General features: G+C 39.7%; 21 protein-coding genes. 12 read left to right on the forward strand and 9 right to left on the reverse strand.

Annotation, left to right across the window (positions count from 1 at the left end; all coding sequences use genetic code 11):
* Nucleotides 1–30 precede the first annotated feature (30 nt).
* The 11 genes from ABIM45_01025 to ABIM45_01075 all read left to right on the forward strand — a co-directional run bounded on the left by ABIM45_01025 (nucleotide 31) and on the right by ABIM45_01075 (nucleotide 10,952).
* A complete protein-coding gene (locus ABIM45_01025; GenBank protein MEO0238498.1) occupies nucleotides 31–2,811 on the forward strand; it encodes a BamA/TamA family outer membrane protein in 2,781 nt (926 codons plus the stop codon).
* Between the two features lie 119 nt (nucleotides 2,812–2,930).
* A complete protein-coding gene (locus tag ABIM45_01030; GenBank protein ID MEO0238499.1) occupies nucleotides 2,931–3,293 on the forward strand; it encodes a PH domain-containing protein in 363 nt (120 codons plus the stop codon).
* A 118-nt stretch (nucleotides 3,294–3,411) separates the two neighbouring features.
* Nucleotides 3,412–3,756 (forward strand): preprotein translocase subunit YajC, encoded by a 345-nt coding sequence (gene yajC, locus ABIM45_01035; GenBank protein MEO0238500.1) that lies wholly within the window; start codon nucleotides 3,412–3,414, stop codon nucleotides 3,754–3,756.
* Nucleotide 3,757: 1 nt separating this feature from the next.
* Nucleotides 3,758–4,282, forward strand: a complete 525-nt coding sequence (def, locus tag ABIM45_01040; GenBank protein MEO0238501.1) for a peptide deformylase — start codon at nucleotides 3,758–3,760, stop codon at nucleotides 4,280–4,282.
* Complete coding sequence (fmt, locus tag ABIM45_01045) at nucleotides 4,218–5,216, forward strand: methionyl-tRNA formyltransferase (protein MEO0238502.1); 999 nt, start codon at nucleotides 4,218–4,220, stop codon at nucleotides 5,214–5,216. The genes def and fmt overlap by 65 nt, the downstream gene beginning before the upstream one ends.
* Nucleotides 5,213–6,352 (forward strand): ADP-forming succinate--CoA ligase subunit beta, encoded by a 1,140-nt coding sequence (sucC, locus tag ABIM45_01050; GenBank protein ID MEO0238503.1) that lies wholly within the window; start codon nucleotides 5,213–5,215, stop codon nucleotides 6,350–6,352. Before fmt ends, sucC begins: the two co-directional genes overlap by 4 nt.
* A complete protein-coding gene (locus ABIM45_01055; GenBank protein MEO0238504.1) occupies nucleotides 6,349–7,413 on the forward strand; it encodes a hypothetical protein in 1,065 nt (354 codons plus the stop codon). Before sucC ends, ABIM45_01055 begins: the two co-directional genes overlap by 4 nt.
* Nucleotides 7,403–8,383 (forward strand): D-glycerate dehydrogenase, encoded by a 981-nt coding sequence (locus ABIM45_01060; GenBank protein ID MEO0238505.1) that lies wholly within the window; start codon nucleotides 7,403–7,405, stop codon nucleotides 8,381–8,383. Before ABIM45_01055 ends, ABIM45_01060 begins: the two co-directional genes overlap by 11 nt.
* The gene (locus tag ABIM45_01065; GenBank protein MEO0238506.1) at nucleotides 8,367–9,032 is read left to right on the forward strand and encodes an ATP-binding cassette domain-containing protein; all 666 of its coding nucleotides are present in this window, start codon (nucleotides 8,367–8,369) and stop codon (nucleotides 9,030–9,032) included. The genes ABIM45_01060 and ABIM45_01065 overlap by 17 nt, the downstream gene beginning before the upstream one ends.
* Nucleotides 9,022–9,846 carry a permease-like cell division protein FtsX gene (locus ABIM45_01070; protein MEO0238507.1) on the forward strand — a complete coding sequence of 275 codons (825 nt, stop codon included), beginning with the start codon at nucleotides 9,022–9,024 and terminating at the stop codon, nucleotides 9,844–9,846. Before ABIM45_01065 ends, ABIM45_01070 begins: the two co-directional genes overlap by 11 nt.
* Nucleotides 9,843–10,952 (forward strand): peptidoglycan DD-metalloendopeptidase family protein, encoded by a 1,110-nt coding sequence (locus ABIM45_01075; protein MEO0238508.1) that lies wholly within the window; start codon nucleotides 9,843–9,845, stop codon nucleotides 10,950–10,952. The genes ABIM45_01070 and ABIM45_01075 overlap by 4 nt, the downstream gene beginning before the upstream one ends.
* Here the strand turns inward: ABIM45_01075 and ABIM45_01080 are convergent.
* Nucleotides 10,949–13,162, reverse strand: a complete 2,214-nt coding sequence (locus ABIM45_01080) for a M14 family zinc carboxypeptidase (protein ID MEO0238509.1) — start codon at nucleotides 13,160–13,162, stop codon at nucleotides 10,949–10,951. The genes ABIM45_01075 and ABIM45_01080 overlap by 4 nt on opposite strands.
* Nucleotides 13,163–13,757: 595 nt before the next feature.
* On the opposite strand from ABIM45_01080, the gene ABIM45_01085 reads away from it, so the two are divergent.
* On the forward strand, nucleotides 13,758–14,855 hold the full coding sequence (locus ABIM45_01085; GenBank protein ID MEO0238510.1) for a M20/M25/M40 family metallo-hydrolase: 1,098 nt from the start codon (nucleotides 13,758–13,760) through the stop codon (nucleotides 14,853–14,855).
* Here the strand turns inward: ABIM45_01085 and ABIM45_01090 are convergent.
* From ABIM45_01090 to ABIM45_01125, 8 genes are read right to left on the reverse strand one after another with little or no spacing between them, the layout of a single operon-like run.
* The gene (locus ABIM45_01090) at nucleotides 14,808–15,737 is read right to left on the reverse strand and encodes a lysylphosphatidylglycerol synthase transmembrane domain-containing protein (GenBank protein MEO0238511.1); all 930 of its coding nucleotides are present in this window, start codon (nucleotides 15,735–15,737) and stop codon (nucleotides 14,808–14,810) included. The genes ABIM45_01085 and ABIM45_01090 overlap by 48 nt on opposite strands.
* Nucleotides 15,734–16,414 carry a DNA repair protein RecO gene (gene recO / locus ABIM45_01095; GenBank protein MEO0238512.1) on the reverse strand — a complete coding sequence of 227 codons (681 nt, stop codon included), beginning with the start codon at nucleotides 16,412–16,414 and terminating at the stop codon, nucleotides 15,734–15,736. Before recO ends, ABIM45_01090 begins: the two co-directional genes overlap by 4 nt.
* A complete protein-coding gene (locus tag ABIM45_01100) occupies nucleotides 16,374–17,567 on the reverse strand; it encodes a hypothetical protein (GenBank protein ID MEO0238513.1) in 1,194 nt (397 codons plus the stop codon). The genes recO and ABIM45_01100 overlap by 41 nt, the downstream gene beginning before the upstream one ends.
* Nucleotides 17,512–18,033, reverse strand: a complete 522-nt coding sequence (locus ABIM45_01105; protein ID MEO0238514.1) for an NUDIX hydrolase — start codon at nucleotides 18,031–18,033, stop codon at nucleotides 17,512–17,514. The genes ABIM45_01100 and ABIM45_01105 overlap by 56 nt, the downstream gene beginning before the upstream one ends.
* Nucleotides 18,002–19,117 (reverse strand): radical SAM family heme chaperone HemW, encoded by a 1,116-nt coding sequence (hemW, locus tag ABIM45_01110; protein MEO0238515.1) that lies wholly within the window; start codon nucleotides 19,115–19,117, stop codon nucleotides 18,002–18,004. The genes ABIM45_01105 and hemW overlap by 32 nt, the downstream gene beginning before the upstream one ends.
* Nucleotides 19,104–20,765 carry a POTRA domain-containing protein gene (locus ABIM45_01115; GenBank protein MEO0238516.1) on the reverse strand — a complete coding sequence of 554 codons (1,662 nt, stop codon included), beginning with the start codon at nucleotides 20,763–20,765 and terminating at the stop codon, nucleotides 19,104–19,106. The genes hemW and ABIM45_01115 overlap by 14 nt, the downstream gene beginning before the upstream one ends.
* The gene (fbp, locus tag ABIM45_01120) at nucleotides 20,765–21,862 is read right to left on the reverse strand and encodes a fructose-1,6-bisphosphate aldolase/phosphatase (protein ID MEO0238517.1); all 1,098 of its coding nucleotides are present in this window, start codon (nucleotides 21,860–21,862) and stop codon (nucleotides 20,765–20,767) included. Before fbp ends, ABIM45_01115 begins: the two co-directional genes overlap by 1 nt.
* Entirely contained in the window at nucleotides 21,837–23,555 is a 1,719-nt protein-coding gene (locus ABIM45_01125) for a hypothetical protein (protein MEO0238518.1), read from the reverse strand. The genes fbp and ABIM45_01125 overlap by 26 nt, the downstream gene beginning before the upstream one ends.
* Nucleotides 23,556–23,587 lie beyond the last annotated feature (32 nt).

The following is a 23,587-nucleotide window of genomic DNA, read 5'->3' on the forward strand; positions in this document are numbered from 1 at the left end:
AATCCCATGGGGTTGGTTTAGAATTATCATATGAGAAATATTTTTATTTGTTTATCTTTATTGTGGGGTAATTTATTTGCCTATTCCTTTGGCAAGAACAAGTTTCAGACGAGGGCTTACGATTTCCGAATTTATGAGACTCAAAACTTCAGGATCTTTTCTTATTCGAAGGACGATTTTATGGTTAAATTTGCTGGGACAGTGCTGGAAAAGGCTTATAATGAATATGTATCCACCCTCGGGATTTCCATTGAATCAAAGATTCCTGTGATTATTTATAACTCACCAAAGCATTTTTCGGAAACCAATGTTATTCCAGATGTCATTGAAGAGGGAATCGGTGGATTCACCGAGATATTCAAAACCCGTGTTGTCGTTCCCTTTAATGGCTCTTACGCTGATTTCAAGCATGTTTTGAGACATGAATTAGTGCATGTTTTTCAATACGCTATGATGAGAAAAGGAAAGCGTTCTACCTTAGAGGGAGTTCTAACTTCTCAAGTCCCCCTCTGGGCTACCGAAGGAATGGCTGAGTTCCTTTCCATAGGATGGTCTCCCGATGCCGAGAGATACGTGAGGGATCTGATTCTCTCCGATAAATTGCCAACCCTCGTTGAACTTAACTACTATGGAGGATACATCGTTTACAAGCTGGGCCAGCTCTTCTATAAGTATTTGCAGGATACTTATGGAAAGGAAAAGATCGCCGAATTCTATTCCCTCCTTGTTTATACAAATTCCGTAGATCGGGCCTTTAAGAAGTCCTTTGGCATATCCCAGAAAGAGTTTGATCTCCGATTTAAGGATTATATCCGCAGGAATTTTTATCCCATATTTGGAGTCACTACCACACCTATTAATTTAAAGAGGTACTCTGACCATGAGAAAATGGGAAATTTTTATAACGTTGCACCTCTCTTAAGCCCTGACGGGGGAGCCCTCTATTTCATTCAGGAAAGGATGGGTGATTTTTACATCGTAAAGTATTCCGTTGCAACTGCAGAGAGATTGGGCGTTGTGTTTAAGAGTTCGAAAATACCCGATTTTGAGAACATACATATTTTAAGGCCTTCTCTTTCCATAAGTGGGGACGGCAGATACATCGTTTTCTCAGCCCAATCGGGTGAGGGTGATCAGATCTACCTTTTTGACACCCGTAGGAACAGAGTAATTAAAAGGATTGGCTTTGATGTAGATGCTATTTATACCCCTGCCATATCATCCGATGGGCGAAGAATTGTTTTTGTAGGGCTCAAAGAAGGTCATTCAGATATCTATTTATATGAATGGCGGAATAATGAGATGTTTAAGCTCACTGATGACCCGTGGGATGATAGAGACCCCGTTTTTGATGATAAGGGGAATATTGTCTTCGTTTCTGACAGGGTGCCTGATGACACAACCGATGCTATTAAGTACGGCGCTTATGCGGTATTTAAGCTTAACTTAGATTCAAAAGAAATTGTAAGGGTTACCGATTACTATAGCGAACTTTCTCAACCACAACCTCAGGGGGATACCTTGCTTTACTTCATAGCCCGCGACCGTTATTCTGCCTTAAATTTGTTTGTAGAGGATTTAAAAAACGGTAGTGTCTACAGGATTACGGATTTTCCGACCGAATTAAAATGGTACACTGTTTCAAAAACTGGTAAGGTAATTGCTTCAATTCTTTTTGGAAATGGTTACGATATTTATGAAGTCAGGAACCTGTTGAAAATTGAAGATTCCACTTCCTATGCCTTTGAGAGTTTTGAAGATACTCTGAAAGTTGCATTGAAGAAATACGCGCCAAAGTTTTCCCTCGACTGGATTTATGGAAGCGCGTCCTATGCGACGATTTCGGGATTTGAAGGAACTGTTGCCTTCGGTATATCCGACGAGCTGGGCGACCATCAGATTCAATTCACGACGGATCTTTCTGGAGACATTCTCAACTCTAATTTTGAACTGGATTATTTCAACCTCAAAGGCAGGACTGACAGGGGATTCTCCTTCTATCAGTTGTGGGATGCCGGTTATATTTCTTACGATACTGTTTTGGTTTCCAGAACCCTTGGGCTCATGTTAATGCAAATCCATCCCCTATCAAGGAATCGCCGCTTTGAGCTGGGTTTGAGTATTGAAAATGAGACCAATTATTATTTCTGGGAGACCCCTCTTGGTAATTTTATTGAATTAACCAATTTGCAGAAAAATAGATTACTTACTGGTCTTTATGGCGCCCATGTCTTTGACAATGTTTATTATAATTACATTCAAGACCCAATAAAGGGTGTGCGTTATTACGTTGGATTGTTTAGAACAATACCTTTCGATGTGGACCTCGGGATTTTTGTTGCTGATTTCAGGCACTATTTGGCCTTTTCAGAAGATTATTTGATCGCCAGCAGGCTCAAGTTTATGAATTCTTTCGGAAGGGACAGATACTATTTTACCTTTGATGGAATAACGGACTTGAGGGGGGTTGAATTCGCAGACTACATAGGTGACAAATATTTAGTGTTTAACACAGAGTTTCGTTTTCCCTTTGTCAAAAGGCTTAGTCTTGGATTCCCCTTACCCATTGATATTTCAGGAATTGGTGGGGTTCTGTTTTTTGATGCAGGTTTGTGCACCTACAAAGATTACAGTGAAATTCAGCCTTTTGATCATTTCCCTAAATTAAAGGATTTAAAGGCGGACTTTGGTTATGGTTTGAGGATGTGGCTTGGTTTCGCAAAATTGAAAGTTGATTTTGCCTATAACACAGATTTTGAAAGACTCTACAAACCCGTCAAGATAAACATTTCCCTTGGGTTTGATTATTAAAAAATTTAATTGATTGAACAGGGCTTAAAGTTTAGGATCACAAAAAGGAGGAGTAGCATTGGATATATTGAGCAAAATCTAATTGAAGGAGAGGTTGTAATCTATAAAACAAAACTCCATTGGTTTCCAGTTTTTTTCTGGCCAGCGTTCTTTTTGTTTTTGGGCTCATAAGCGATAATGGAGAGGCAGGGGCGTTTTTTCTTTTGATCGCCTTAATATTGGGTCTTGGCTCATTAGTAAATTATTCCGCGTCAGAGTTTGGGGTTACAAACAAGCGGATTCTTGCTAAAGTTGGGTGTGTCAGCAGGCGTTCCCTTGATATATTATTGACAAAAGTTGAAGGGATCCATGCTGAACAGGGAATTTTAGGGAAGATTCTGGGTTACAGAACCGTTGTGGTTACTGGATCTGGGGGTACCAAGAGTGTACTCAAAAATATTGCATACCCTTTAGAGTTTCGGAAAATAGTGCAGGAACCCTAAAAAATATACGAAGTTCTTCGCAGGCTTGATATTGGGAGCACATTGTTGTGTTCTTAAGCCCCATTTTGGTTTAAAAGTATATGACTTTATAATTTTAGCAGTTTTAAAGGAGGATTTTATGAAGGGAATTTTTTCAATAGCAGCGATTTTGGTCCCTGGGCTTTTGTTTGCTCAGCAGGCTACGAGTGGAGGAAGTTTTCTTGTTTCGCTCCTTCCACTGATTTTAATTTTTGTCATTTTCTACCTTCTTTTAATTTTACCGCAGTCAAAATACGAGAAAAAGCGGAAGGAGATGCTGGCATCTTTGAGAAAGGGCGATAGAATTGTTACTACAGGTGGAATTATAGGCGTAATTCAGAAAATAGAAGATGAAATTGTTACTTTGAAAGTTGCAGAAAATGTCAATATAAAGATTGAAAAGCAGGCCGTGCGAGCAATCCTTGAAAAGGGTGGGGAGGAATAATTTGGTAAAGCCCATTAAGATCTTAGATGACCCTGTACTGAGGCTAAGGGCCGAAGAGATAAAGGATATTAATAGTGGAGAAGCCCTTGAAATTGCTGGCGATTTGATTGAAACCCTTAAAAACCAGGGTGGACTTGGGCTTGCGGCCAACCAGATTGGAATAACGAAGCGAATATTCGTTGTAAACTCTAAGGAACTGGATTTTGGCTCTGATTATAGAATATTTTTGAATCCTAAGATCATTTATCTCGAAGGGCTTGTGGTAGATGAGGAGGGTTGCCTGTCTATCCCTGGCTTATATGCAGAAATTGGCCGGCCAGCATATGCAGAGATTGAGGCAGTGGAATTGAAATTGAATGGCAAGTTAAAAGATGTAAAATTGAAAGTTGAAGGCTTCTTAGCCAGGGTATTTCTGCATGAAATAGACCATCTGGACGGTGTGCTTTTCATCGATTATCTCGATGAAGAGACGCGAAGGATTTTACTGGCAAAGTGGAGGAATGAATACAATCGATTCTCCTTATAGATGGTGCTTTCTCGGCAGTGGTTATTTTGCTCGTGAAGTTTTAGAAGAGTTGTATTATGCTGATTTTGTGCCGGATTTGGTAGTTACAACCCCTGACAAACCCGCGGGGAGAGGAAGGAAGGCCACCCCCAACCCGGTGAAGGATTTCATACTTAGTACCGGAATTGACCTACTGGAAGTCGAAAAGATAAATGATGCTGAGACATATAATACTCTGAAGGGGAAAAGATTTGACTTTTTTGTGGTATGTGATTTTGGGAAGATTTTGAAAGAACCCTTTTTGACTGTTGCCAGATTTCCCACTTTAAACATCCATCCTTCCCTTTTGCCTCTTTATAGAGGCCCTGCACCTATCGAAAGGGCTTTAATGGATGGTGTAGAGGTTACAGGGGTAACGATCATTGAGATGACAATGGAGGTTGATGCAGGGCCAGTTGTGTGGGCTAAGGAGGTTCCAGTTTCTAAGGACGACACAAAGGGAACGTTACTCGAGAAACTCGCAAGGGTTGTGCCCGAGATGCTAAAAAAAGTTTTTGAAGGCTACTTGATGAACACTATTTCCAGGAGATCGCAAAGCGGTATCCCCACCTATGCACCCAAGATCTCAAAGGATGAACTTTTCATCGTATGGAATCAATCAGCGGTCAAAATTTTTAATCATGTTAGAGCGCTATCTCCCATTCCGGGGGCGAGGAGCTTTTTGGAGGGGGAATTGGTTAAGATTTTCAAAGTAGAAGTTGCAGAACCTCTTTTCTCTCTGGCACCAGGTGAGATAAGAATTTTGTCTAATAGGCTTTTTGTAGGCACAGGTGATGGTATTTTGGAAATCGTCGAATTACAGCCAGCAGGTAGGAGAATCATGCTGGCCAAAGATTTTGTTGCAGGTAGGAAGATAAATGGTAAGTTTTTCGGTTCAAAGGAGGTTTTAAAATGAAGCTATTAGAGTACGCCTCTAAGGAAGTGCTTTCTAAATATGGGGTCCCCGTTAAAAAGAATAAGTTGTGTAAAAGCGTGGATGAAGTTAAGGCTGCTTTAGATGAATTTCAATTTCCTGTGGTAATTAAAGCTCAAGTTCCCGTTGGCGGTAGGGGGAAAGCAGGTGGAATCAAAGTAGCAAAGGACAAAGAAGAGGCTATTAGAATTGCGTCACAAATTCTAAGTATGGAAATTAAAGGATTGCCTGTTAAGAAAGTTCTTGTTGAAGAAGCGGCAAAAATAAAGACAGAGCTTTACCTTGGAATAGTCCTCGATAGAGGGAGCAAAAGAAACGTAGTCATGGTATCAAAGGAGGGTGGAGTAGAAATTGAAGAGGTTGCAAAGACAAACCCCGAGGCAATCGTTAAACTGCCTGTTCATCCATATTTAGGTCTTCGGGATTACGAAGCAAGGTATTTGGCCTATAGGCTCTCCGATGATCCAGAAATTGTAAAAAGAATTCAATCCTTTATCAAAGCCCTATACAAACTTTATGTGGAGACCGATGCACAGCTGGCAGAGATCAATCCACTGGTAGTGGAGGAGGACGGAAATGTCATTGCTCTTGATGCAAAGATAATTATCGATGATAACGCTTTATACAGGCATCCAGACCTTGAGGCACTAAGGGATATGGATTATGAAAATCCTGAAGAGTTAGAAGCAAAGGCAAAGGGGCTTTCCTTTGTAAAACTTGATGGTAACATTGGTTGCTGCGTTAATGGGGCAGGTCTTGCAATGGCTACGATGGATGTAATTAAACTCTACGGTGGTGAACCTGCTAATTTCCTTGACGTTGGCGGAAGTTCAAGCCCTGAAAAGATTAAAAATGCAATGGAGCTTATACTTAGAGATAAAAGGGTAAAGGCTATTTTCATTAACATTTTTGGTGGCATCACAAGGTGTGACGATGTTGCGACAGGTCTTGTACAGGCTTATAAGGAACTAAATATAACTTTACCCATAGTGATAAGGCTTACGGGAACGAATGAGGATAAGGCAAGGGAGATTCTTAACAAATCTGGACTTCCATTGTACGGTGTTTCAAGCATGGCAGAGGGGGCTAAGCTCGTAAGTGAACTGGCTGCCAAATGAAATTTTTACTATTATTCTCTCTTCTTGGGGAGGTGGATTCCCTTTTCTGGGAGCCACTGGATTCATTAATATCCAAAGGGCTTGAATATACTTATTCTGAAAAGTATCAAGAAGCTACCTTTTATTTTGACCTTGCCATTAAAAATTACCCTTCAAGTCCTATAGGGTACCTTTACAAGGCGGGGCTTCTTGACCTTTATATGATTGATTTTGAGACCGATATTTATGAGAAAACCTTTTATGAGCTTCTTGATAAAGCCGTTGAGTTGTCAAGGAAGATAAGGGACCGTGCCAATTCAGACTCTGAACTGGTCGCCTGGAGCTATTTCGCTGAGGGTTCAGCCTTTGCCTACAGGGCAATTAGAAAAGGCAGAAACAAAGAATATATACCCGCTATTCAATACGGGCTTGAGAGCATAGACCTTTTGCGTAAGTGTATTGAGATCGACTCGACTATTTACGATGCCTATTTACCTCTTGGAGTCTTTGAATTTGCAATGACAAAGGTTCCCTCTGCATTAAGATGGCTTTTGCCGGGAGATTACTCTAAGGAAGAGGCTCTCAAAAAGATCGAGCTTTCGGCAACAAAGTCAAAGTATATACAAGTTGTTGCTATGAATGCCTATGTGTGGGTTCTCGCTTATGACAATCAGAATGATTCGGCTTTGAAAGTTGCAGAAAGGCTTGTAGAGATGTACCCAACCTCTCGTACTTTTAGGTGGACCCTTTCTTATGTACAAAGACGTATGGGACTCTGGAAAGAAGCGCTAAAGAATCACGAGGTCATACTTTATTTAACTTTGAGGGATCAACCCTGGAACAGCTACAATGTGGCTATCTCTCTCTATTACCTTGCAATTTGCAGTTATATTGTGGGAGAAAAAAGAAGGGCACTATTTTATGCAGAGGCGTGTAAAAACGAGCTTTTAAAAGTAACGGAGGATAGGCCTTTAAAAGGCAGAATTCTAAGAGTGGTAAGTAATCTATCAGAGAGGCTTGAGAGGTATAGAGGAACAAATCTTTATGTGGATCCAGCGGGGGTAGAGAAATATGTCCCGTAAGAAAATATTTTTTACCTCCAAACTGGTTATAAATGTGGAAAAGTACCTTAAAGATTTTGATGTGCAAATATATGAGGGTGAACCGCCGATTCCGAGAGAAGTGTTAAAGGAAAAGATTAAAGATGTGGATGGCTTGGTAGTGCTTCTTACTGATAGGATTGATGCTGAGATTCTTGATAATGCTCCAAGATTGAAGATCGTAGCAAACTATGCTGTTGGGTATGACAATATAGATGTGGATGAATGTACAAGGCGGGGAATTGTTGTAACAAATACCCCTGATGTTCTTACAGATGCAACTGCTGAGCTTGCCTGGGCCCTTGTATTTGCTGTGGCGAGAAGGATAGTAGAAGCCCACAAATATGTGGAAAAAAGGCTATGGAGAGGATGGTCTCCCACTTTGTTTTTGGGAATTGAACTCAAGGGTAAAACTCTTGGAGTTTTAGGTGCGGGTCGTATAGGACAGGCTTTTGCTCTCAAGTCTACAGGTTTTGGGATGAAGGTTGTTTATTACAATAGAAGGCCTAATGAGGTACTCGAAAAGCAGCTTGGTGCCAGAAAGGTTGATCTCGATGAATTGTTACAAGTTTCTGATATTATTTCCCTTCACCTTCCACTTACTCCCGAAACTTACAACCTAATTGGGGAGAGGGAGTTTAATCTGATGAAGCCCAATGCAATTTTTATTAATACGGCAAGGGGTAAAATTGTGGACGAAAAGGCTTTGGTAAAGGTCCTTAAAGAAAGGAGAATTTATGGTGCGGGGCTTGATGTCTTTGAGTTTGAACCACAAATTTCTGAGGAACTTTATGAACTGGATAATGTGGTAATGCTTCCCCACATAGGGAGTGCAACGGTTGAGGCAAGGACCAAAATGGCGGAACTCGTTGTTGAAAATTTAAGGGCATTTTTTAATGGAGAAATTCCACCCACTGCAGTAAATAAGGAGCTCTATGGCCGACAAGGTTGAATTTGAATATGTCTCAGTGAAATTTAACGAAAGATGGTATGCATTAAATAATGTTTCTTTTTCTGTGAAAAAGGGTGATTTTGTCTTTTTTGTAGGTCCTACAGGTGCGGGAAAAACTACGATATTGAGATTAATTTACGGTGATATATTCCCTTCTGAAGGAGAAGTGAGGGTCGACGGGTTTCCCCTTAAAAAGATAAGTAAGAGCAAGCTTCTCGAGCTCAGAAGGGGCATGGGCATTGTGTTCCAGGACCTCATGCTTCTTGACGACCGAACGGTCTTTGAGAATCTTGCATTACCTGTTAGACTGAAGGGTGATGATGATTTAATGAGAAAAGTCGTCTTAGCACTTAAGGATGTTGGGCTTACTCATAAATCGAATGATTTAGCCTCTTCACTTTCCCGTGGTGAACAGCAGAGGCTTGCTTTAGCCAGAGCGATGATTAATGAACCCGATCTTTTACTTGCTGATGAGCCTTTCAGTAATCTTCATATGAATGATATTGACTGGCTGATAGAGAAGATGAAGGCTTATAACGAGCTTGGAGTTACGATATTGCTTTCAACCCATAATATGGAGGTGTTAGCAAAGGTACCAAAGGCCAGGATTTTCAGAATTGAGGAGGGGAGGATAAAAATTGAAAGTTAAATTCTACTTTGAAGAACTGGCTTACATATTTAAAAAGTCGATTAGCGATTTTGTTTTTCTTGCAGTAGTCTATTTTTTAACACTTTTAATCTTTTCAAGTCTCATTCAGTTTTACGCGTATCTCTCAAGGCTTCAGGGTGAATCCTTCAAAGTGAGCTTTATGAAGGTATTTTTTGAAGATGATGTAGACCCAAAGGTCATTGAGGCAATTAGGGCTTACACAGAGCCACTTCCTGCCGTTGATAAGGTAGTCTATGTCAGTAAGGAGATGGCTAAGGTAGAGTTTGCGGAGCGTTTTCCAAAATACTCTGGGCTTTTGTCAATTTTCCAGGAGAGCCCATTTCCACAAAATATAGAGATAAGATTTAACAGAAAGGCCCTTGGAAACGATTTGATCGAGGAACTCACGGAGTTCTACTCCCGATTTCCTGCTGTTTCAAATGTACAGCATAACTACTCTTCGGCTCTAAAAATTTACAAGCTAAGGAAGTCCCTATTTTTGATAGGGTTGTGGCTCTTTGTGACCTTTCTTATCTTTTACATCCCGCTAAATCTTTCCTTTATGAGGAGTATTTTTAACAGGGAAAGAAAGCTTTTCGACCTCGTGGAATATTTAGGTTACGAAAAGAAGGGACTCGAGATTACTTTCGTATTAGCATCCTCAATGCCTCTTGTTATAGTTTCACTATTTATCTTGGTGGTTTTTAATTTGGTTTCGGGGGTGCTTCATATTCCTTTGTTTCCCATTTACCTTATTCTTTTGTTCTTCCTTTTATTGCAAGTAATTTTTAGTATTGATGTGCTTGAGAAATGAGAGCCCTTTTAATTTTTATTCTACTGGCACAAACAGCTGATATAGAGTCTTCAAGACAGCAACTGGAAAGACTTAAAAAGGAATTTGAAGAGACGAGAAGAAGGATTTCCCAAATGGAAACAAGGATGAAGACTACAGAGGAAGAGATTGCAAAAATTGAAAGCAAGGAAAAGGAAATTCTCAGGTTCATTGATAAACTTAACAGAGATATAGCGTCTATTCAAAATGAGATTGCAAAATTGGAGATACAAATAAACCAAAAAGAAGAAGAACTTTTAAAACGCGCCGACAGAATAAAGTTAAGCCTCAATTTGCTTTATCAGACCCCTCAGGAAAATCAAATCTTGAAATTTTTACCTTCTAAGGAAGAAGAAAAGGAGGCCCTTTATCTTGTGGATTATGCGATACAAAGTGAGAAAAGGGAGAGGGACAGGGCGCTGCAAATTTATAATGAACTTAAAGCGTACAAGGATTTGAGAAATGAAAACTTAGAATTTGTAATGGCGATGAAGAGTGAAGTTGTTGAGCAACAGAAGGAACTTGAAGCATTAAAGCGCAAGAAAGAACAATTGTTAGCGTCCTTAAAGACCAAGAAAACAACGGAAGAGCAAAGGTTGGCTGAGCTTGAGAAAGCTATAAAGGAGATGCAGGCTTTGATAACGAGGCTCGAGAAGGAACAGGAAAAGAAGAGGATGGAAGAACATATAGTTGCGAAAAGTCCAACGGGAAAATATCCTTGGCCCGTTAAAGGAAGGGTAGTAATGGATTATGGTACCATTGTGAATCCTAAGTACGGGACTAAGATATTTAATCCTGGCATTGACATCGAAGCAGCGCCGGGGAGTTCAGTACTGGCCATTGATGATGGGGTTGTGATTTTTGTAGGAACTGTGACAGGTTATGGAAATACCGTTATCATTGATCATAGAGGATTCTTTTCCGTATATTCCTATTTGCATAAGGTTAATGTAACAAGCGGTGCTAAAGTTAAAAGGGGTCAGATCATTGGAACGGTCGGAACCTCTGACCACTATTTCGGTTCACGACTGCACTTTGAGATTCGCGATCACGGAAAGGCGGTTAATCCGCTTCTTTATTTAGATTAGTCTACGTACAAAATCTTCCCTCTTTGCTGATGATTTCCGCTCTTAAAGAGGTAAAAGTACACGCCTTCCTTCCGAAGTTTTAATTGATAAGAGGTCTTGACATCCCCCTTTTGTCTTATCTGCCAGACCTTGCGTCCTTGTGCATCAAAAATTATCAGTTCCGGATCTTTTGCCGAAACAAAGATATTGATCGTCGCCTTTGCGAGACTGGGTACTGATATTTCTGCTCTATTTTGCGCTTCGCTGATTAAAGTATGAGATCGTGTAAGATAGAGCTTTTTTAGCGTGCTGTAGTTACCGTTACCGAATTGGTTTGAGTGGGCCCTCACCCTAATGTAGTAGAGTCCTGTGTCAATGTCTCTCAAAACGTAGGTGGTGTCTGTAATGTTTGAAAGGGTCACGAAGGAGTCCCAACTTGCCACGGGATACACATCATCGATATAGATTCCTTCGTAAAGCGTATATTCGTCTGTCATGTATCGTACTCTAAAGTAAACACTCTTCCCTGCGTAATTTGAAATATCGTATTTTTTGTAAATCCAGTTTGAACTTTGCCCCGTTATCCTCTCGTTTTCCAGTGGTAACCACTCCCTTAGGTTCTCTGAGATCTCAACAATTGCGGCGTCATAATCGGTCTCGATGTTATAGTAAGTCCAAAGGCAAAAGCTGTCTCCTGGTTCAACATAGTAAGGGAATTTTGTCCTTGCCTGGGAAATAGCGTAATTAACTGGGTCAGACCTCAGCGATTTTGAGCTTGAGTGGGCCCTCTGGGTTGACAGGGAAAAACTTTCAATGTCCCAGAGGCTTGTATTCCCTTCAAAAGTTTCCTTTACTTTGTTTAGTCCTTTCAATATCTGAATTTCGTAGGAAGTTGGCTGGTTGAATTCTTTGTTTGGAGCGGTCCATATGAGCTGGATAGAATCCGAAACGGTATCGTTTGCAGGGGAAATGATAATGGGTGCAGGTGGTATTGTTTTCATAAAGTGATAGATTGAATCACCTTTCTGCAAAAGAAAGAGCACGCCATTAAAGTTTTGTCTTTTAATGTAAGGTAAGTCTGAAGTATTTTGATAAAAAGCGGTTCCAATTTCCACGGTAAATGCCAGGCATGGAGTACCATTTACATTGGTATACCAACCATACTCCCAATCTGTAGAGCTACCCGAAGTAGGGTATAGACTCACCGATTTTTCATAGGTATAAGTTCCACCATTCAGGGTTCCTATGAGGTTTGCCATTGTACTACCGATGGAATTGTACCAGTTATCGTGCGGTGTAGCGTCCTGTTTATGCCCCCAGGGTGCAAGGACAAGTTCAGAATAGGAATGGTAGTCTACAATAGTTACGAATTTGTGGGATTTTATAAATTCTGAATAGGCAAAAATTTCCTTGGCGGAGTGTTGACGCTTTCCACAGAAGATCTCTTGACTCGGGTTGTGACTTACCGAAGAGGAGTTGATTACCCCCCATCCATCTATAGCGTTGCTGTCACAAATTCCATTGTAGTTTCTGTTGGGATCGGTTCCAATGGCGTTTCTGTATGGTTCCCTATCTTTCCGCCAGTTGCGACGTCCTCCTGAATAATCATATACGTATCCATCTACATTAATAACAGGGAAGATCCATATTTCGCGATTGTTCACAATATTAGCGATAGTTTGGTCAAATCCATAGCCACGAAGGAGTGTGTCAATTATAAAAAGGGGGACTTCCACACTTGCCCATTCCCTTGCATGGTGGCAACCGGAAAAGAGTTGCTCCGGTTCCTCTTCATCTTCTGCCACATTGTCTGAAATTTTAACGCCGTAAATCCACCGACCTTCGTAGGTCGGCCCTATGCTCTCTATTTTACATATGGTAGGATAACTTAAGGCATAATTTCTAAGGAGACTCACAATCTGATCGTAGGAGTGGTAACTGTCTTTGACCTTAGATTTCTCCTTTTCGAGGTCAGGGACTGTTATTTCGTACTTTATGTTCAAAGCCTTGATTTTTTGTAGCCCTTTTTCGTCAACCAATAGATCATACCACTTTTTCGGGCTAACTCCCGTTATCTCAGGAAATTCCTCCTTTGGAAAGTGTCTCAGTACCTTTTGTTCAAGTTCTGAGTAGTTATCGATATAAATTCTTACTATGGAGAGAGTTTTTGCATGTAAACTTGAATTAACTATGAAGCCTATGACTAAGGCAAGCTTAACCAAATTCTTCATAGTTCCCTCCTTCAAAGTAAATTGTAAAGCTGGCTCGAGAAAAAGAGAAACTAAAAGGCATTCAGGAGTGATCTACTCAACGGTAATTTCACAGAACAAAAGGTGGTAAAGGATAGGCACATTAATTTTACGAGGGAAAAGTAGCTTTATTTTGATTATTTTGTTTCCTTGCCAAGCATCTTCTTTTATTTCTGAGTTAAAAAGCTACCCTGTAGCTATGTGTTAGAAAGGCCAATCAAGTTAAGATTCGATTGTTAGAAGAATCAGGGTAATTGAGATGAAAGTGGTGGGAAAAAGAGTAAATGTTAAAGTTATAAAGAAGAATGGGACGGATGGGCTTTTCTACATGTATTAAGGCCTGAGGTTGCAAGTTGTCAGTGAAAAGCAGGATCAATGGATAATCAAGGTGTAAAGATAGGCTTACCAAGGCTAATAGCGGGAAAAGAAGTTTACAATAGAAATCAGAACTTCAAAAAATCGTTTAATGGCTTTAGTTTTCAAGTTTTGTGCTTGAAAGATTTTAGAAGCTTTGCCAAAGGATCGCTTTTGTTTTCACGCCGTCATTTTTATAATCTAACTAAGCGGAGGTGTTGTAATGAAAGAAAATATAGCTATGCTCCTTGAAAAGTTGATCAGGGTGAAAAGTGTGAGTGATAACCTTCCTGAGCTTTCCAGGATCATTGACCTTGTTGAAGAGGAGTTAAAAGAAACTCAGGGTCTATTTTCGAGAAGATATCTTGTTAACAATAAACCTTCTATTTTCTACACTTTTTACAATACTTATCATCCGGAGATCCTTTTTGTTGGGCACCTTGATGTGGTAAGTGGAAGGGATGAGGACTTTGTACCCCGCCGCGAAGGTGACCTGCTCTACGGGAGAGGCTCCATAGATATGAAGGGTTCTTGTGCTGTTATGATAGAACTTATTAAGGCTTTGTCTAAGGAAAAGGATAGCCCCAACGTAGGATTTCTATTTACGACGGATGAGGAAGTGGGCAGCGAAAATGGGGTTAAATATCTTGTCGAAAAAGAAGGGATTGGCGGAGAGTTTGTTATAATACCTGATGGTGGGGAGGACTTTCAGCTTGTTATAGAGGGGAAGGGGGTTTTTCATGTAAAAATTGTAGCCCACGGCGTTGCTACCCATGGCTCAAGGATTTTCGCAGGCGAAAATGCCCTTGATAAACTTGTCCAGATTTACAATGAATTAAAATCGCACTTTCATCCTGAACCCTGCGGTGATCCCGACCATTGGCATAATACGATAAACCTAGGTAAAATGGTGGGAGGTGATTCCGTTAATAGGGTTCCAGATTACGGTGAGATGTATCTTGACATTCGCTTTGTGCATCCTTTTACTGTAAAAAAGATGGAAGAACTATTAAAGGGCATCCTTTCAAAGTACAAAGGGGTTGAATATGAACTTATTTCAACAGGTGAAACAGTTTTTACGCCAAAGGATAACCCTTATCTTTTGAGGTACAAGAGAATCGCTGAGGAAGTGTTAAATAGAAAGCTATCCTTCTCAAAAGAGCATGGTGCTACGGACGGACGGTTCTTCTCCGAGAGAGGGATGCCAGTTTTAATTACCGCACCAAAAGGCGGTAACATTCATGGCAATGACGAATGGGTGGATTTAAATTCCTTAGAGGCTCTGTTTAAAATCTTTTTCAGGTTTGTCAAAGAGAAATAGAACCCATCCGATTAGACTTATTATTACAGAGGTAAGGTAATAGAGGAGGGAAAGGAGCAAGGCCTTTTCCCTTCCTATTAGGTCTCCATAAAGAATTATAAATGCACCTTCTCTCAGTCCGAGCCCCGAGATAGTAACAGGGATCATCATTACAAAATTGATAATGGGCAAAAGAAGAATGCTTTCCCATATCGGTATTTTTACCTTTAATCCAAAACTGATAACTATTGGAACAAGAGAGAATAGGAGCTGGATGAGTATGGAAATGGGGAGTGTCTTCAGTATCAAAGGCCATTCATCGCGGTATTCATAGATTGAATTCAAAAATTTTAAAATGGGTGTTGTGATTTTATTTCGCTTAACTTTGTTTACCGTCTCGTAAAATTGTTTTGTAAAGAGCAAAAGGTTTATGGCTAAAAGGAGTAAAATCCCAATAATAGTGATATTTAGCAGCGCTTTTGTTTTCATAGTTAGTGTGATAGCGGCGATAATGAGATAGAAAAGTATCGCATAAAAGCCCGAGAGCCTGTCAATGAAGGTTGCGGCAAGTGCTATAGAAACTTTCCCACCTTTTCCTGCATAGATTGCTCTTACAACGTCGAGCCCTCCGGAGGGCAGGAAATTTCCGGCAAATATTGAAATAAGATAATACTTCAAGGCCTGTGATAAGGTGAGTACAATACTCCTCAATTTAAGGAAGATTACCCAACGATAGGCGGAAAGGAGTATTGCAATAAAATAAATAAGGGTAGCGGGTATCAGAAAGATATAATTGGCTGCCTTTATCTCGTGAATTATTGTACTCCACTTTAAACGGGTTAGGATCAAAATAAGAAGCCCCAGTGAAACAGCAATTTTTATCACATTTGATAATTTCTTCATAGCCCTTCCCCAATTAACAAAAGAAGTTTTTTCGTTTGTTCTCGAAGTTCGAGGTTGTTCAATTCTTTCCAGTCCTTAGATAGAATAAAATTAATTTCTGCTCGGGTCCCATCATTAATGGGAACGCCTATCTCACCGTTTTCCAGACAAGACCTGCAAACTGAAATTTTTAGTTCTTCCAGGAAATAGTCAGCCTTTCTTTGCTTGCATCTTTGACAGGATTCAAATTGAGGAAGTAACCCTTCTTTCTGTAAATACCTAACTATGAAGAAGCCATAAAGGAGCGAGTTTATTCTCTCCGCTTTGTCAAGGAATCTCAAAAAGTCGAGGAGTTCATCGTAACTCTCTTGACCACTGCCCTGAGGGATGGTTTTAATTAAGAATTGAGAGACTTTTGATGCAAGCTCATATTTGCTATAATTCTCGTATATCCCCGGGAAGCGCTTGAGAATCTTGCCCTCTTTTACAATGTTAAATTCCCTTTCGGGTTTGTAGTAAAAAATGAGTTCGCTTTCCGAAAAAAGTTCGAAGGACATCCTCAAAGGAGATTTTAATCTTTTTGCACCCTTAGCAAGAAATTTCATCATACCATCTTCCTTTGTTATTGCAGAAAGAATTAGAGAGGTTTCCATGAAATCATCGGTTCTCAAAATTATCGCCCTGTCCTTTTTCAGCATTTATCTTTAATTCTAATGACACATTCCAGGATTTTTTGTCCTTCCAGCCGATAGCTATTTTAAAAGGCATAGAATGAATAGCAAAATTTCCTGCAACCCTATATTCGAAGGCACTGATTGTTGGATAGTAAAACACTTTGAGGTTTATTGCCTCATAAAAGGTGCTAAGCGTGATTCTTTCAGTCTGCCCTTTTAGATACTGGATGAATAAATTTCTCGAGTAAATTTTCACTGAGTATATTTCTGGATATTTTTCTGTGAGGGTTGCGCGAACGTCAAAGGCACAACCGGATGGTAAAGTTTGTGAGTACTGCAAATAAGAGGCATTATCAAATTCCTTGTTGCTTAATTTCAGGTAAAAACTATTTCCTGTTTGAAAAGCTCTTGAAATTCCAAAGTCCACAAAGAACTTTTTATCTACTAATTTTGCCTGGGCGGAAAGGTTTAAATTTTTCTCTTTAAAATGCAACCGTAAGACCGCTGTTTTGTTTAGCGAAGATAAAAAAGTATAGAAAGTGATGGGTTCTATCTTACTTCTGGCAAAGATCTGAAAATCGGCTCTTTCTTTATGAACAAAAACAGGGGAGATAAGAATATGAGTAACATTAAAATGCAGTGGAACTCCAATTTTTAATCTATGCAGCCCTATGGCGACCGTTAAGGGCCGGTTTAAGCAAAGGTTGAAATTTCCTTTATTTGGATAAAATACCGGATTCAGGGTGTAAGGTGAGATTTGAAGGTCAAATTTTCCTATGGTGATCCAATTATTGCCCAAATAAGCACCCAAAAACTTACTATCCATGTAAAAAGAGCCAAAATACTTTGATGATGTGAATTTGGAGTAAAAACCTTGGGCATTGTGCTCTCGCCAGAATTTGATTTGAATATTGTATTTTTCAGGGCTTTTAAAAATAAAGACTTCTTGAAGGGCCTCCACTTTTGCGGTATCTAATCCCGTTCTTTCGATTAGGTCCGTTATTGATTTGAATTCTTTTACCGTTCTCGCTGTCATAATTGCCAGGGCTTCTTCCTCTGTAATGATTGGAATGGAAAGGAGTTCTTCAAAGGTAGCGACGTTGGGGTTTAATTTTCTCGGTTCACTTTTTCCAATAAAAATAGAAATAGTAAAGAAGGGCAAGAAGAGTTTTAGCATCTTCGATTTCGCCTTTATTCATTAAATCCATAAGTTTTGTAAGAGGCATTCTCTGTATCTTAATGTTTTCGCCAAGATCTTCTGGCAGGGATGCATCTTTGAGGTTTTCCCCTATATAAATGTGTATCCTTTCGGTAGAGTATCCGGGAGTAAGGTAAAAAGCACCGATCTTTATCAGCTTTTCGGGTTTCATTTTAATCTCTTCCATCAATTCCCTCTTTGCCGCTTCTTCTGGTGTTTCACCGGGATCGATCTTACCTGCTGGAATCTCCAGGATTTCTTTCTTTAGTGGATATCTAAATTGGGTAATCAGTATAGCATCCTCTTCAATTATTGGCAGAACAGCACAGGTCTCTGGAAACTCGACGATATCTCGCTTTAAGGTATGGGACTCAATTTCGTATTCTTCTTGCCATACCTTAAAGATTAGCCCCTCATAAACCAGTTTCCTTTTTAAGTTCTTCATAGTGTTCATATATTTTAAGGGCTATGGAATCTGCAACCAACATTCCTTTTTCCGTAAGGAATAGCGAATTATTTTTCACCTTTATGTAAGGTTTTAATTCTTCTGGAATGGTTTTCAAAAGCTCGCTCTTTACCTTTAAGCCCCACTTTGTTCGCAAAGATAGGAAAATTTCTTCAATAAGTTTCTGATTTTCGTTTAAAATTTCGATTTTTTTGATCCCCTTGGAATATTGCAGGAAGGAGGAAGGATTTGTGTATCTAATCTCTTTGCCATCTTTGAGGTAGAATCCAGATGCCGAAGGTCCAAGACCTATATAATAGTGCCGGAGCCAATATTTTAAATTATGAAGGCATTCAAATCCCTTTTTTGAATAGTTTGAGATCTCGTACATTTTGAATCCATGTGCTTTCAGAATTTTATTTCTTAAGCGAAACATTTTGACTGCCGTTTCTTCATCCTTTAGTTCAAGGTCTTTTCTTGCGGGTTTCTCATGGGTCATGGTATAGGTTGAAATGTGCTCGGGGGCAAGGTCGCAGGCTTGCTCAAGAGAATATTGGAAACTTGGCAATGTTTGCCCTTTGAAGGCAAAGATCAGGTCGACGTTAATGTTGTTAAATCCTGCCTCTCTGAACATATGGAAAGTTCTAATATTGTCCTTGACGGTGTGTTGCCTCCCAAGTAGTTTTAATTCTTCGTCAATGAAACTTTGTACGCCGATGCTAACTCTGTTAAAGCCGAATTCCTTTATTACTTTGATAAAATCTTTTTTTACATTTTCTGGATTGACTTCAATAGATTTTTCTTTTACTTCCCCTAAATCAAAGCTCTTGTGCACGAGCTCAAGCAGTGTAGCCAGCTCCTTTGGGGATAAAACGTTCGGTGTCCCCCCACCGACATAAAGGGTTTCGTATTTAAAATCTAAGGATTTGTATCTTGCAACTTCTTCTTGCAGTGCTCTGAGGTAAATGTCGAAAAACTCGTCCTTTTTGTCTATGGATACAGAGTAAAAATGGCAATATGGACATTTTGATAAGCAAAAAGGCACATGGATGTAAAGGCCGTATTTATTTTTAGAACATTTCACCAAGGTTTATATAAAGGTTACCGAAATATCCCCTATCTCCAAAGCGGTTGGGATTAAAGGCCCAATCAACTCTCAAGTTGCCTACAGGCAAAAAATATCTGAAGCCTAAACCGGCACTAAAGTAAATTTTGCCTCCGATCTGGGGATAGATGTCAGTCAAAAGGCAGAGGCCATATTTGGAATTTATTGTAGAGCGTAGCTCAAGGTTAACAAGATAGAAGGAGGTGCTGTAAAACTGGGAATATTTATACCCTCTTAGGGTTCCGTCTCCGCCAATTTTAAACTCTTCTATTAGTGGTATAGTTGAGGAGTAAAGAGGAAAAATGTTTCCATTAGATAACCGTAAGGCAATAACCCCCTTGGGTTTCCATATCTTAATATATGATGAGAATCCTACATCGTATTTATAAAAATGGTAATTGCCCCCCAGTATTCCGCCCGCTCTGGAGAAATTTATTTGCATCACATACCCTTTTGTTGGATATAACTGATCATCTCTTTTATCAAATATGGTAGAAAATAGGGCTTTATTTGTCACCCCCTCGGAATATTTGCCCTCTAAGAATTTTCTCCATTGCAACCCCAAGATGCTTCTACTCTTCCGTGTCCAATAATAAGATATATAAGTTTCTACGCCTACATAAGAGGTACTGTCAATTTTTGATGTTCCACCGAAGAATTTAAGATTGTATTTTAAAGGCGTGCTTAAAAAATAAGGCTCAGAATAAAGAAGTTCAGTATAAAAGTTCTCGAATCTTGTGAATGGCTCAAATCCATTTTCTAATCTTAAACTTAGATTTTGGTTGTTGTTAAAGAGATTCCTGTGCCCTAATTCAAGGTTTAGGTTAACAAGCTCGAAGGGATAAACTCCACACTGAATCCTTATGTAACGATTTTTCCTTTCTTCTACGTTGAATATAATTTTAACTGCGGAATCTCCCTGGTACTCGTAAGTGTGATAAATCGTCTTAAAAAGGCCGGTAGAATATATTCTTTGTATGCTTTCCATGACATCTGCTGGGGAAACAAATTGACCTGTTTTAACCTTAATTTCTCTTTCAATTATTGCCCTCCTTACCGTTCTATTTCCTGTGATTTGAATATCGTCAACTCTGTAACGAGGCCCCTTGTCAATTTTCCATATTACAGTGCAGGTTTTCCTAATGCTATCGCGGATGACTGCCCTTTCGATTGAGGCCTTTAGGTATCCCTGATTTCTCAGGAAATCGAGAGCTTCGGTTTCTTTCTTTGCTAAAAGGTCTGAGGAATAAGGGATTGGTATTCTGAAGTATAAAATATTCATCGTTTTTCGAAAAAACAATGTATCACTGCTCTCCCAGGAAGTCTGAATGCCACTTAGGATATACCTCGTGCCCTCTTTGATTTTTAAGTAGATGTAAACTTTTTCATTTTCTTCTGTAACCTTTTCATCAATAATTTTGGCATCGAAATAGCCTCGATCCTTTATCTCGTCCAGCAATCTTTGCTTGTAAGAGTTAAACAAGGGGGGATAATATTTATCCCCCCTTGACATTCTGAGGATACTTTTGATCTCTGACTGTGAGAGGGCTTTTACCCCCTCTATCTTTACTTTTCCAACTATTAATGTTTTTCCAAAGAGAAGCGCTATGAGTATATGCTTTAGCATTACTCAAGGTCGATGAATCTGTTCTTAACCTTTTTCAGTACATCGGGGAGTGTTGTGTATTCCATTTCTTTGAGGCCGAGTCTGTGAGGCTCAAAGGGGCCGTGTGCTCTTAGGTAATTTGCTATCTTGTTGGCGGTTGCTCTGGCTTCGTCAAAGGCTGGATCATCAAAAAGGTCTCGGGGGCCTATTAGTTTACCTTCAGCCAATTGAAAGCCAAGAGCACAAACTCTGGGAGGTCCATCAAAACGGGATGGGTTTGCTTGATGTAGTGCTACCGGCATCAGCGGACCATAGTGGGAGCCTCTCATCCATCCTGCCACAAGGTGTGGGAAGGCAAAGGGTTCAAGGATTTCACCCACTGCGGGGAAGCCACTCTGGGCTCTTACTATCATAACTGGGTCATCTTTTCCAACGTATCTCCCCGCCATCATAGAAAGTCTTTGAGTGGAGGAAACTGCTGCAATTTCTTTATCTTCCTTTCTGTAGACCGCTTTTATTATATAGTGCTCAGCGGCCCCAATGAGAATCAATAGGTCGTAAAGCTCTTCTGGAGTACTCATTAAAATCTTTTTGTGTTCATAAACATCAAGTACCTCAAAGATAAATCCGTTATGAAGTTTTGGGTCGATAACTAATCCGGGGGTATTGAAAGGATCTGCAAAAATTCTAAAGAGGGGAATGTTCCATGCACCTGGTGAAGTTTTGTCAGCCATGAAGATTATTATGGGCTCACTTGGCCTTTCTTCAAACTCCATTTCCGCAAGTCCTGGCCCAAGCCCCTTTATGTTCCCGCTGAAAGCATCGCTCAGAAGGTCTTGCCCAGCACCATATTGTTTCAGAGATTTTGCTATCTCTGTGCCCTCCACAAAAGTATCCCAGGCCAACTTGTGAATTTCGCCACAGTTTGTGCCTTTTTTGTGGGTCATGATAAGTTGCAAGTCGTCCCCGACCCTTGTGACGAAATAGTCAATCAAGATTCCCTGTTCCTTGGCTTTTTGGAGGTGATCCTCTGCTACTTCCATTATTCTTGGATGAACAGAAGTGTGTCCGACATATCCACCTATATCGGCTTTAATTACCGATATGGTAATTTTCATTGTATACCTCCTTTTTTATGTTTTCAATGATTTCTGCTTCATTTTCCTCTTTAAAGTTTCTTATGTCAAGTTCCATAAAGGTAACATTAAGGCCGTAAATTTCGAACCTGACTAAAATAGGCTCATATTTCTCAACAATGGGGAAAATTTTGTCAAAAATTCGCTCCTCTGGTTGGTAGACTATAACAATTGTCAATGAGTTTTTCTCGTATCTTACAAAGAGCTTTTTGTTTTCATTCTCAAGGTGTTCTTGAATGCATTTAGAGACAAAATTGATATCTTCCGCTATTTTTTCAGGACTCAGTGTGGTTCTTATGAAATCGTCTATTGAAAAATAAAAAGTCCTTACCAGCTCTTCGGGTATGTTGGCTCGTGAGATAAGGTAGTAAATTTTTTCAAGTTTTTTCCTATCAATTGTTCTTAAGCCTTCGTCAAAATCTCTAAATGGCCCTATACTTTCTCTAATTAAATCCTTTAATTTTTCAAAGAGTTCAACATCTGAATTAAAAAAGGAAACAAGGCCTCTTACTGTTAAGAATAAAACATACTCTTCTCGCACTTTAGAAGGGGGCCTAAAGGATATTAAGACAAAACCGTCCGATTTTGCAATGTTTTTTATAAGGGTATCAAACTTTTCAGGGTTGTTATCGACGATTGCTATTCTAAAGGTTACCGTCGTTTTACTCTGCTCAATAGGTATTATCGCAACTTGGGGTATATGTGAGGTTAGCGCTTCGTCCACCATTTTAGGCACAAGGGCTCTGCCAAAAATTTCACCGCCGAATTTAATGTTGAGAGGTACTCTGATTTTCCCTTGTTTTAGGTTTGTCTTAAGATGTTGTTCAAGTTTTTTCTGTTCTTCTGGAGTTAAGGGCCTATTATTAACGGTGAACTCTACTCTAATTATGCAAATACCATCATCGGTTATAAACTCTTTATCGAATTTCCTCTGGAAATTGGGGAAAACCTCTTTAATGAGGTCAAAAACCTCATCCATGCTAATGTCTTTTTGAAACCCGCCTACTGTTAGCCCAGTAAGCTGTTCCCTTTCGGTTTGGATATTCTTTATTTGAATTTCTACGCCCATTCCAACTTGTCGTAGTTTCTTAATGAATCGATGTCCCCCAAGTATTATTTCTGCGAGGGTTTTGGGATCCCGCTCTTTGAGATAAGCCAGGGATCTTGAAAAAACAAATTTTTCAAGCTCACCGCCCGTTTTTGAAATCTCTTCGTATTCCTCAGGGAAAGCAATATCTCTTAGTGCGGATTTTATTTTTTCCAGTATTTCGAGCTTTTCAATGCCAGTGGTTACTAAGCGGGCTTTAATTTGATCCCCTTCCCGAGCAAGTCCCTTAAGTTCTTCCGTTATTTCCTCAAGATGGAATCGAACATCATTTAATTTTTCGGGCGGGAAGGGAATTTTGATGGCAATAAAGGCATATTTTCCATCGGTAGATACAACTCCATAAACAAAGGCAATGTTGTACCCCTTTTCATGCACTATACCTATAACTGTCTCACCGAGGCCAGGCCAATCAGAAGCCCCAAGATAAATTCTTGCAATATAAACACCTTCCTGGTATATAATGTCAAAGTTTGCTATAACTTTTTCTTCTATCTTGCTTAGTTTTTCAAGGAATTCTTCCTGGAATTTTATGTCGTCTTCTTCGAGTTTACATAAAACATCAACCATAAGATTATGTTAAAGCAAACCCCGTTAAAAAT

Source organism: candidate division WOR-3 bacterium (assembly GCA_039803545.1).
GTDB lineage: Bacteria > Hydrothermota > Hydrothermia > UBA1063 > UBA1063 > UBA1063.

What these genes read in the sequence shown, in the direction of transcription:
- ABIM45_01065 (MEO0238506.1), top strand. Translation starts at nt 8,367, where the DNA reads ATGGCCGACAAGGTTGAATTTGAATATGTCTCAGTGAAATTTAACGAA.
- ABIM45_01125 (MEO0238518.1), bottom strand. Translation starts at nt 23,555, where the DNA reads ATGGTTGATGTTTTATGTAAACTCGAAGAAGACGACATAAAATTCCAG.
- ABIM45_01080 (MEO0238509.1), bottom strand. Translation starts at nt 13,162, where the DNA reads ATGAAGAATTTGGTTAAGCTTGCCTTAGTCATAGGCTTCATAGTTAAT.
- ABIM45_01090 (MEO0238511.1), bottom strand. Translation starts at nt 15,737, where the DNA reads ATGAAGAAATTATCAAATGTGATAAAAATTGCTGTTTCACTGGGGCTT.
- yajC (MEO0238500.1), top strand. Translation starts at nt 3,412, where the DNA reads ATGAAGGGAATTTTTTCAATAGCAGCGATTTTGGTCCCTGGGCTTTTG.
- ABIM45_01115 (MEO0238516.1), bottom strand. Translation starts at nt 20,765, where the DNA reads ATGCTAAAGCATATACTCATAGCGCTTCTCTTTGGAAAAACATTAATA.
- ABIM45_01105 (MEO0238514.1), bottom strand. Translation starts at nt 18,033, where the DNA reads ATGAAGAACTTAAAAAGGAAACTGGTTTATGAGGGGCTAATCTTTAAG.
- ABIM45_01055 (MEO0238504.1), top strand. Translation starts at nt 6,349, where the DNA reads ATGAAATTTTTACTATTATTCTCTCTTCTTGGGGAGGTGGATTCCCTT.
- recO (MEO0238512.1), bottom strand. Translation starts at nt 16,414, where the DNA reads ATGCTGAAAAAGGACAGGGCGATAATTTTGAGAACCGATGATTTCATG.
- ABIM45_01075 (MEO0238508.1), top strand. Translation starts at nt 9,843, where the DNA reads ATGAGAGCCCTTTTAATTTTTATTCTACTGGCACAAACAGCTGATATA.
- ABIM45_01060 (MEO0238505.1), top strand. Translation starts at nt 7,403, where the DNA reads ATGTCCCGTAAGAAAATATTTTTTACCTCCAAACTGGTTATAAATGTG.
- ABIM45_01100 (MEO0238513.1), bottom strand. Translation starts at nt 17,567, where the DNA reads ATGCTAAAACTCTTCTTGCCCTTCTTTACTATTTCTATTTTTATTGGA.
- fbp (MEO0238517.1), bottom strand. Translation starts at nt 21,862, where the DNA reads ATGAAAATTACCATATCGGTAATTAAAGCCGATATAGGTGGATATGTC.
- sucC (MEO0238503.1), top strand. Translation starts at nt 5,213, where the DNA reads ATGAAGCTATTAGAGTACGCCTCTAAGGAAGTGCTTTCTAAATATGGG.
- fmt (MEO0238502.1), top strand. Translation starts at nt 4,218, where the DNA reads ATGAAGAGACGCGAAGGATTTTACTGGCAAAGTGGAGGAATGAATACA.
- ABIM45_01025 (MEO0238498.1), top strand. Translation starts at nt 31, where the DNA reads ATGAGAAATATTTTTATTTGTTTATCTTTATTGTGGGGTAATTTATTT.
- ABIM45_01085 (MEO0238510.1), top strand. Translation starts at nt 13,758, where the DNA reads ATGAAAGAAAATATAGCTATGCTCCTTGAAAAGTTGATCAGGGTGAAA.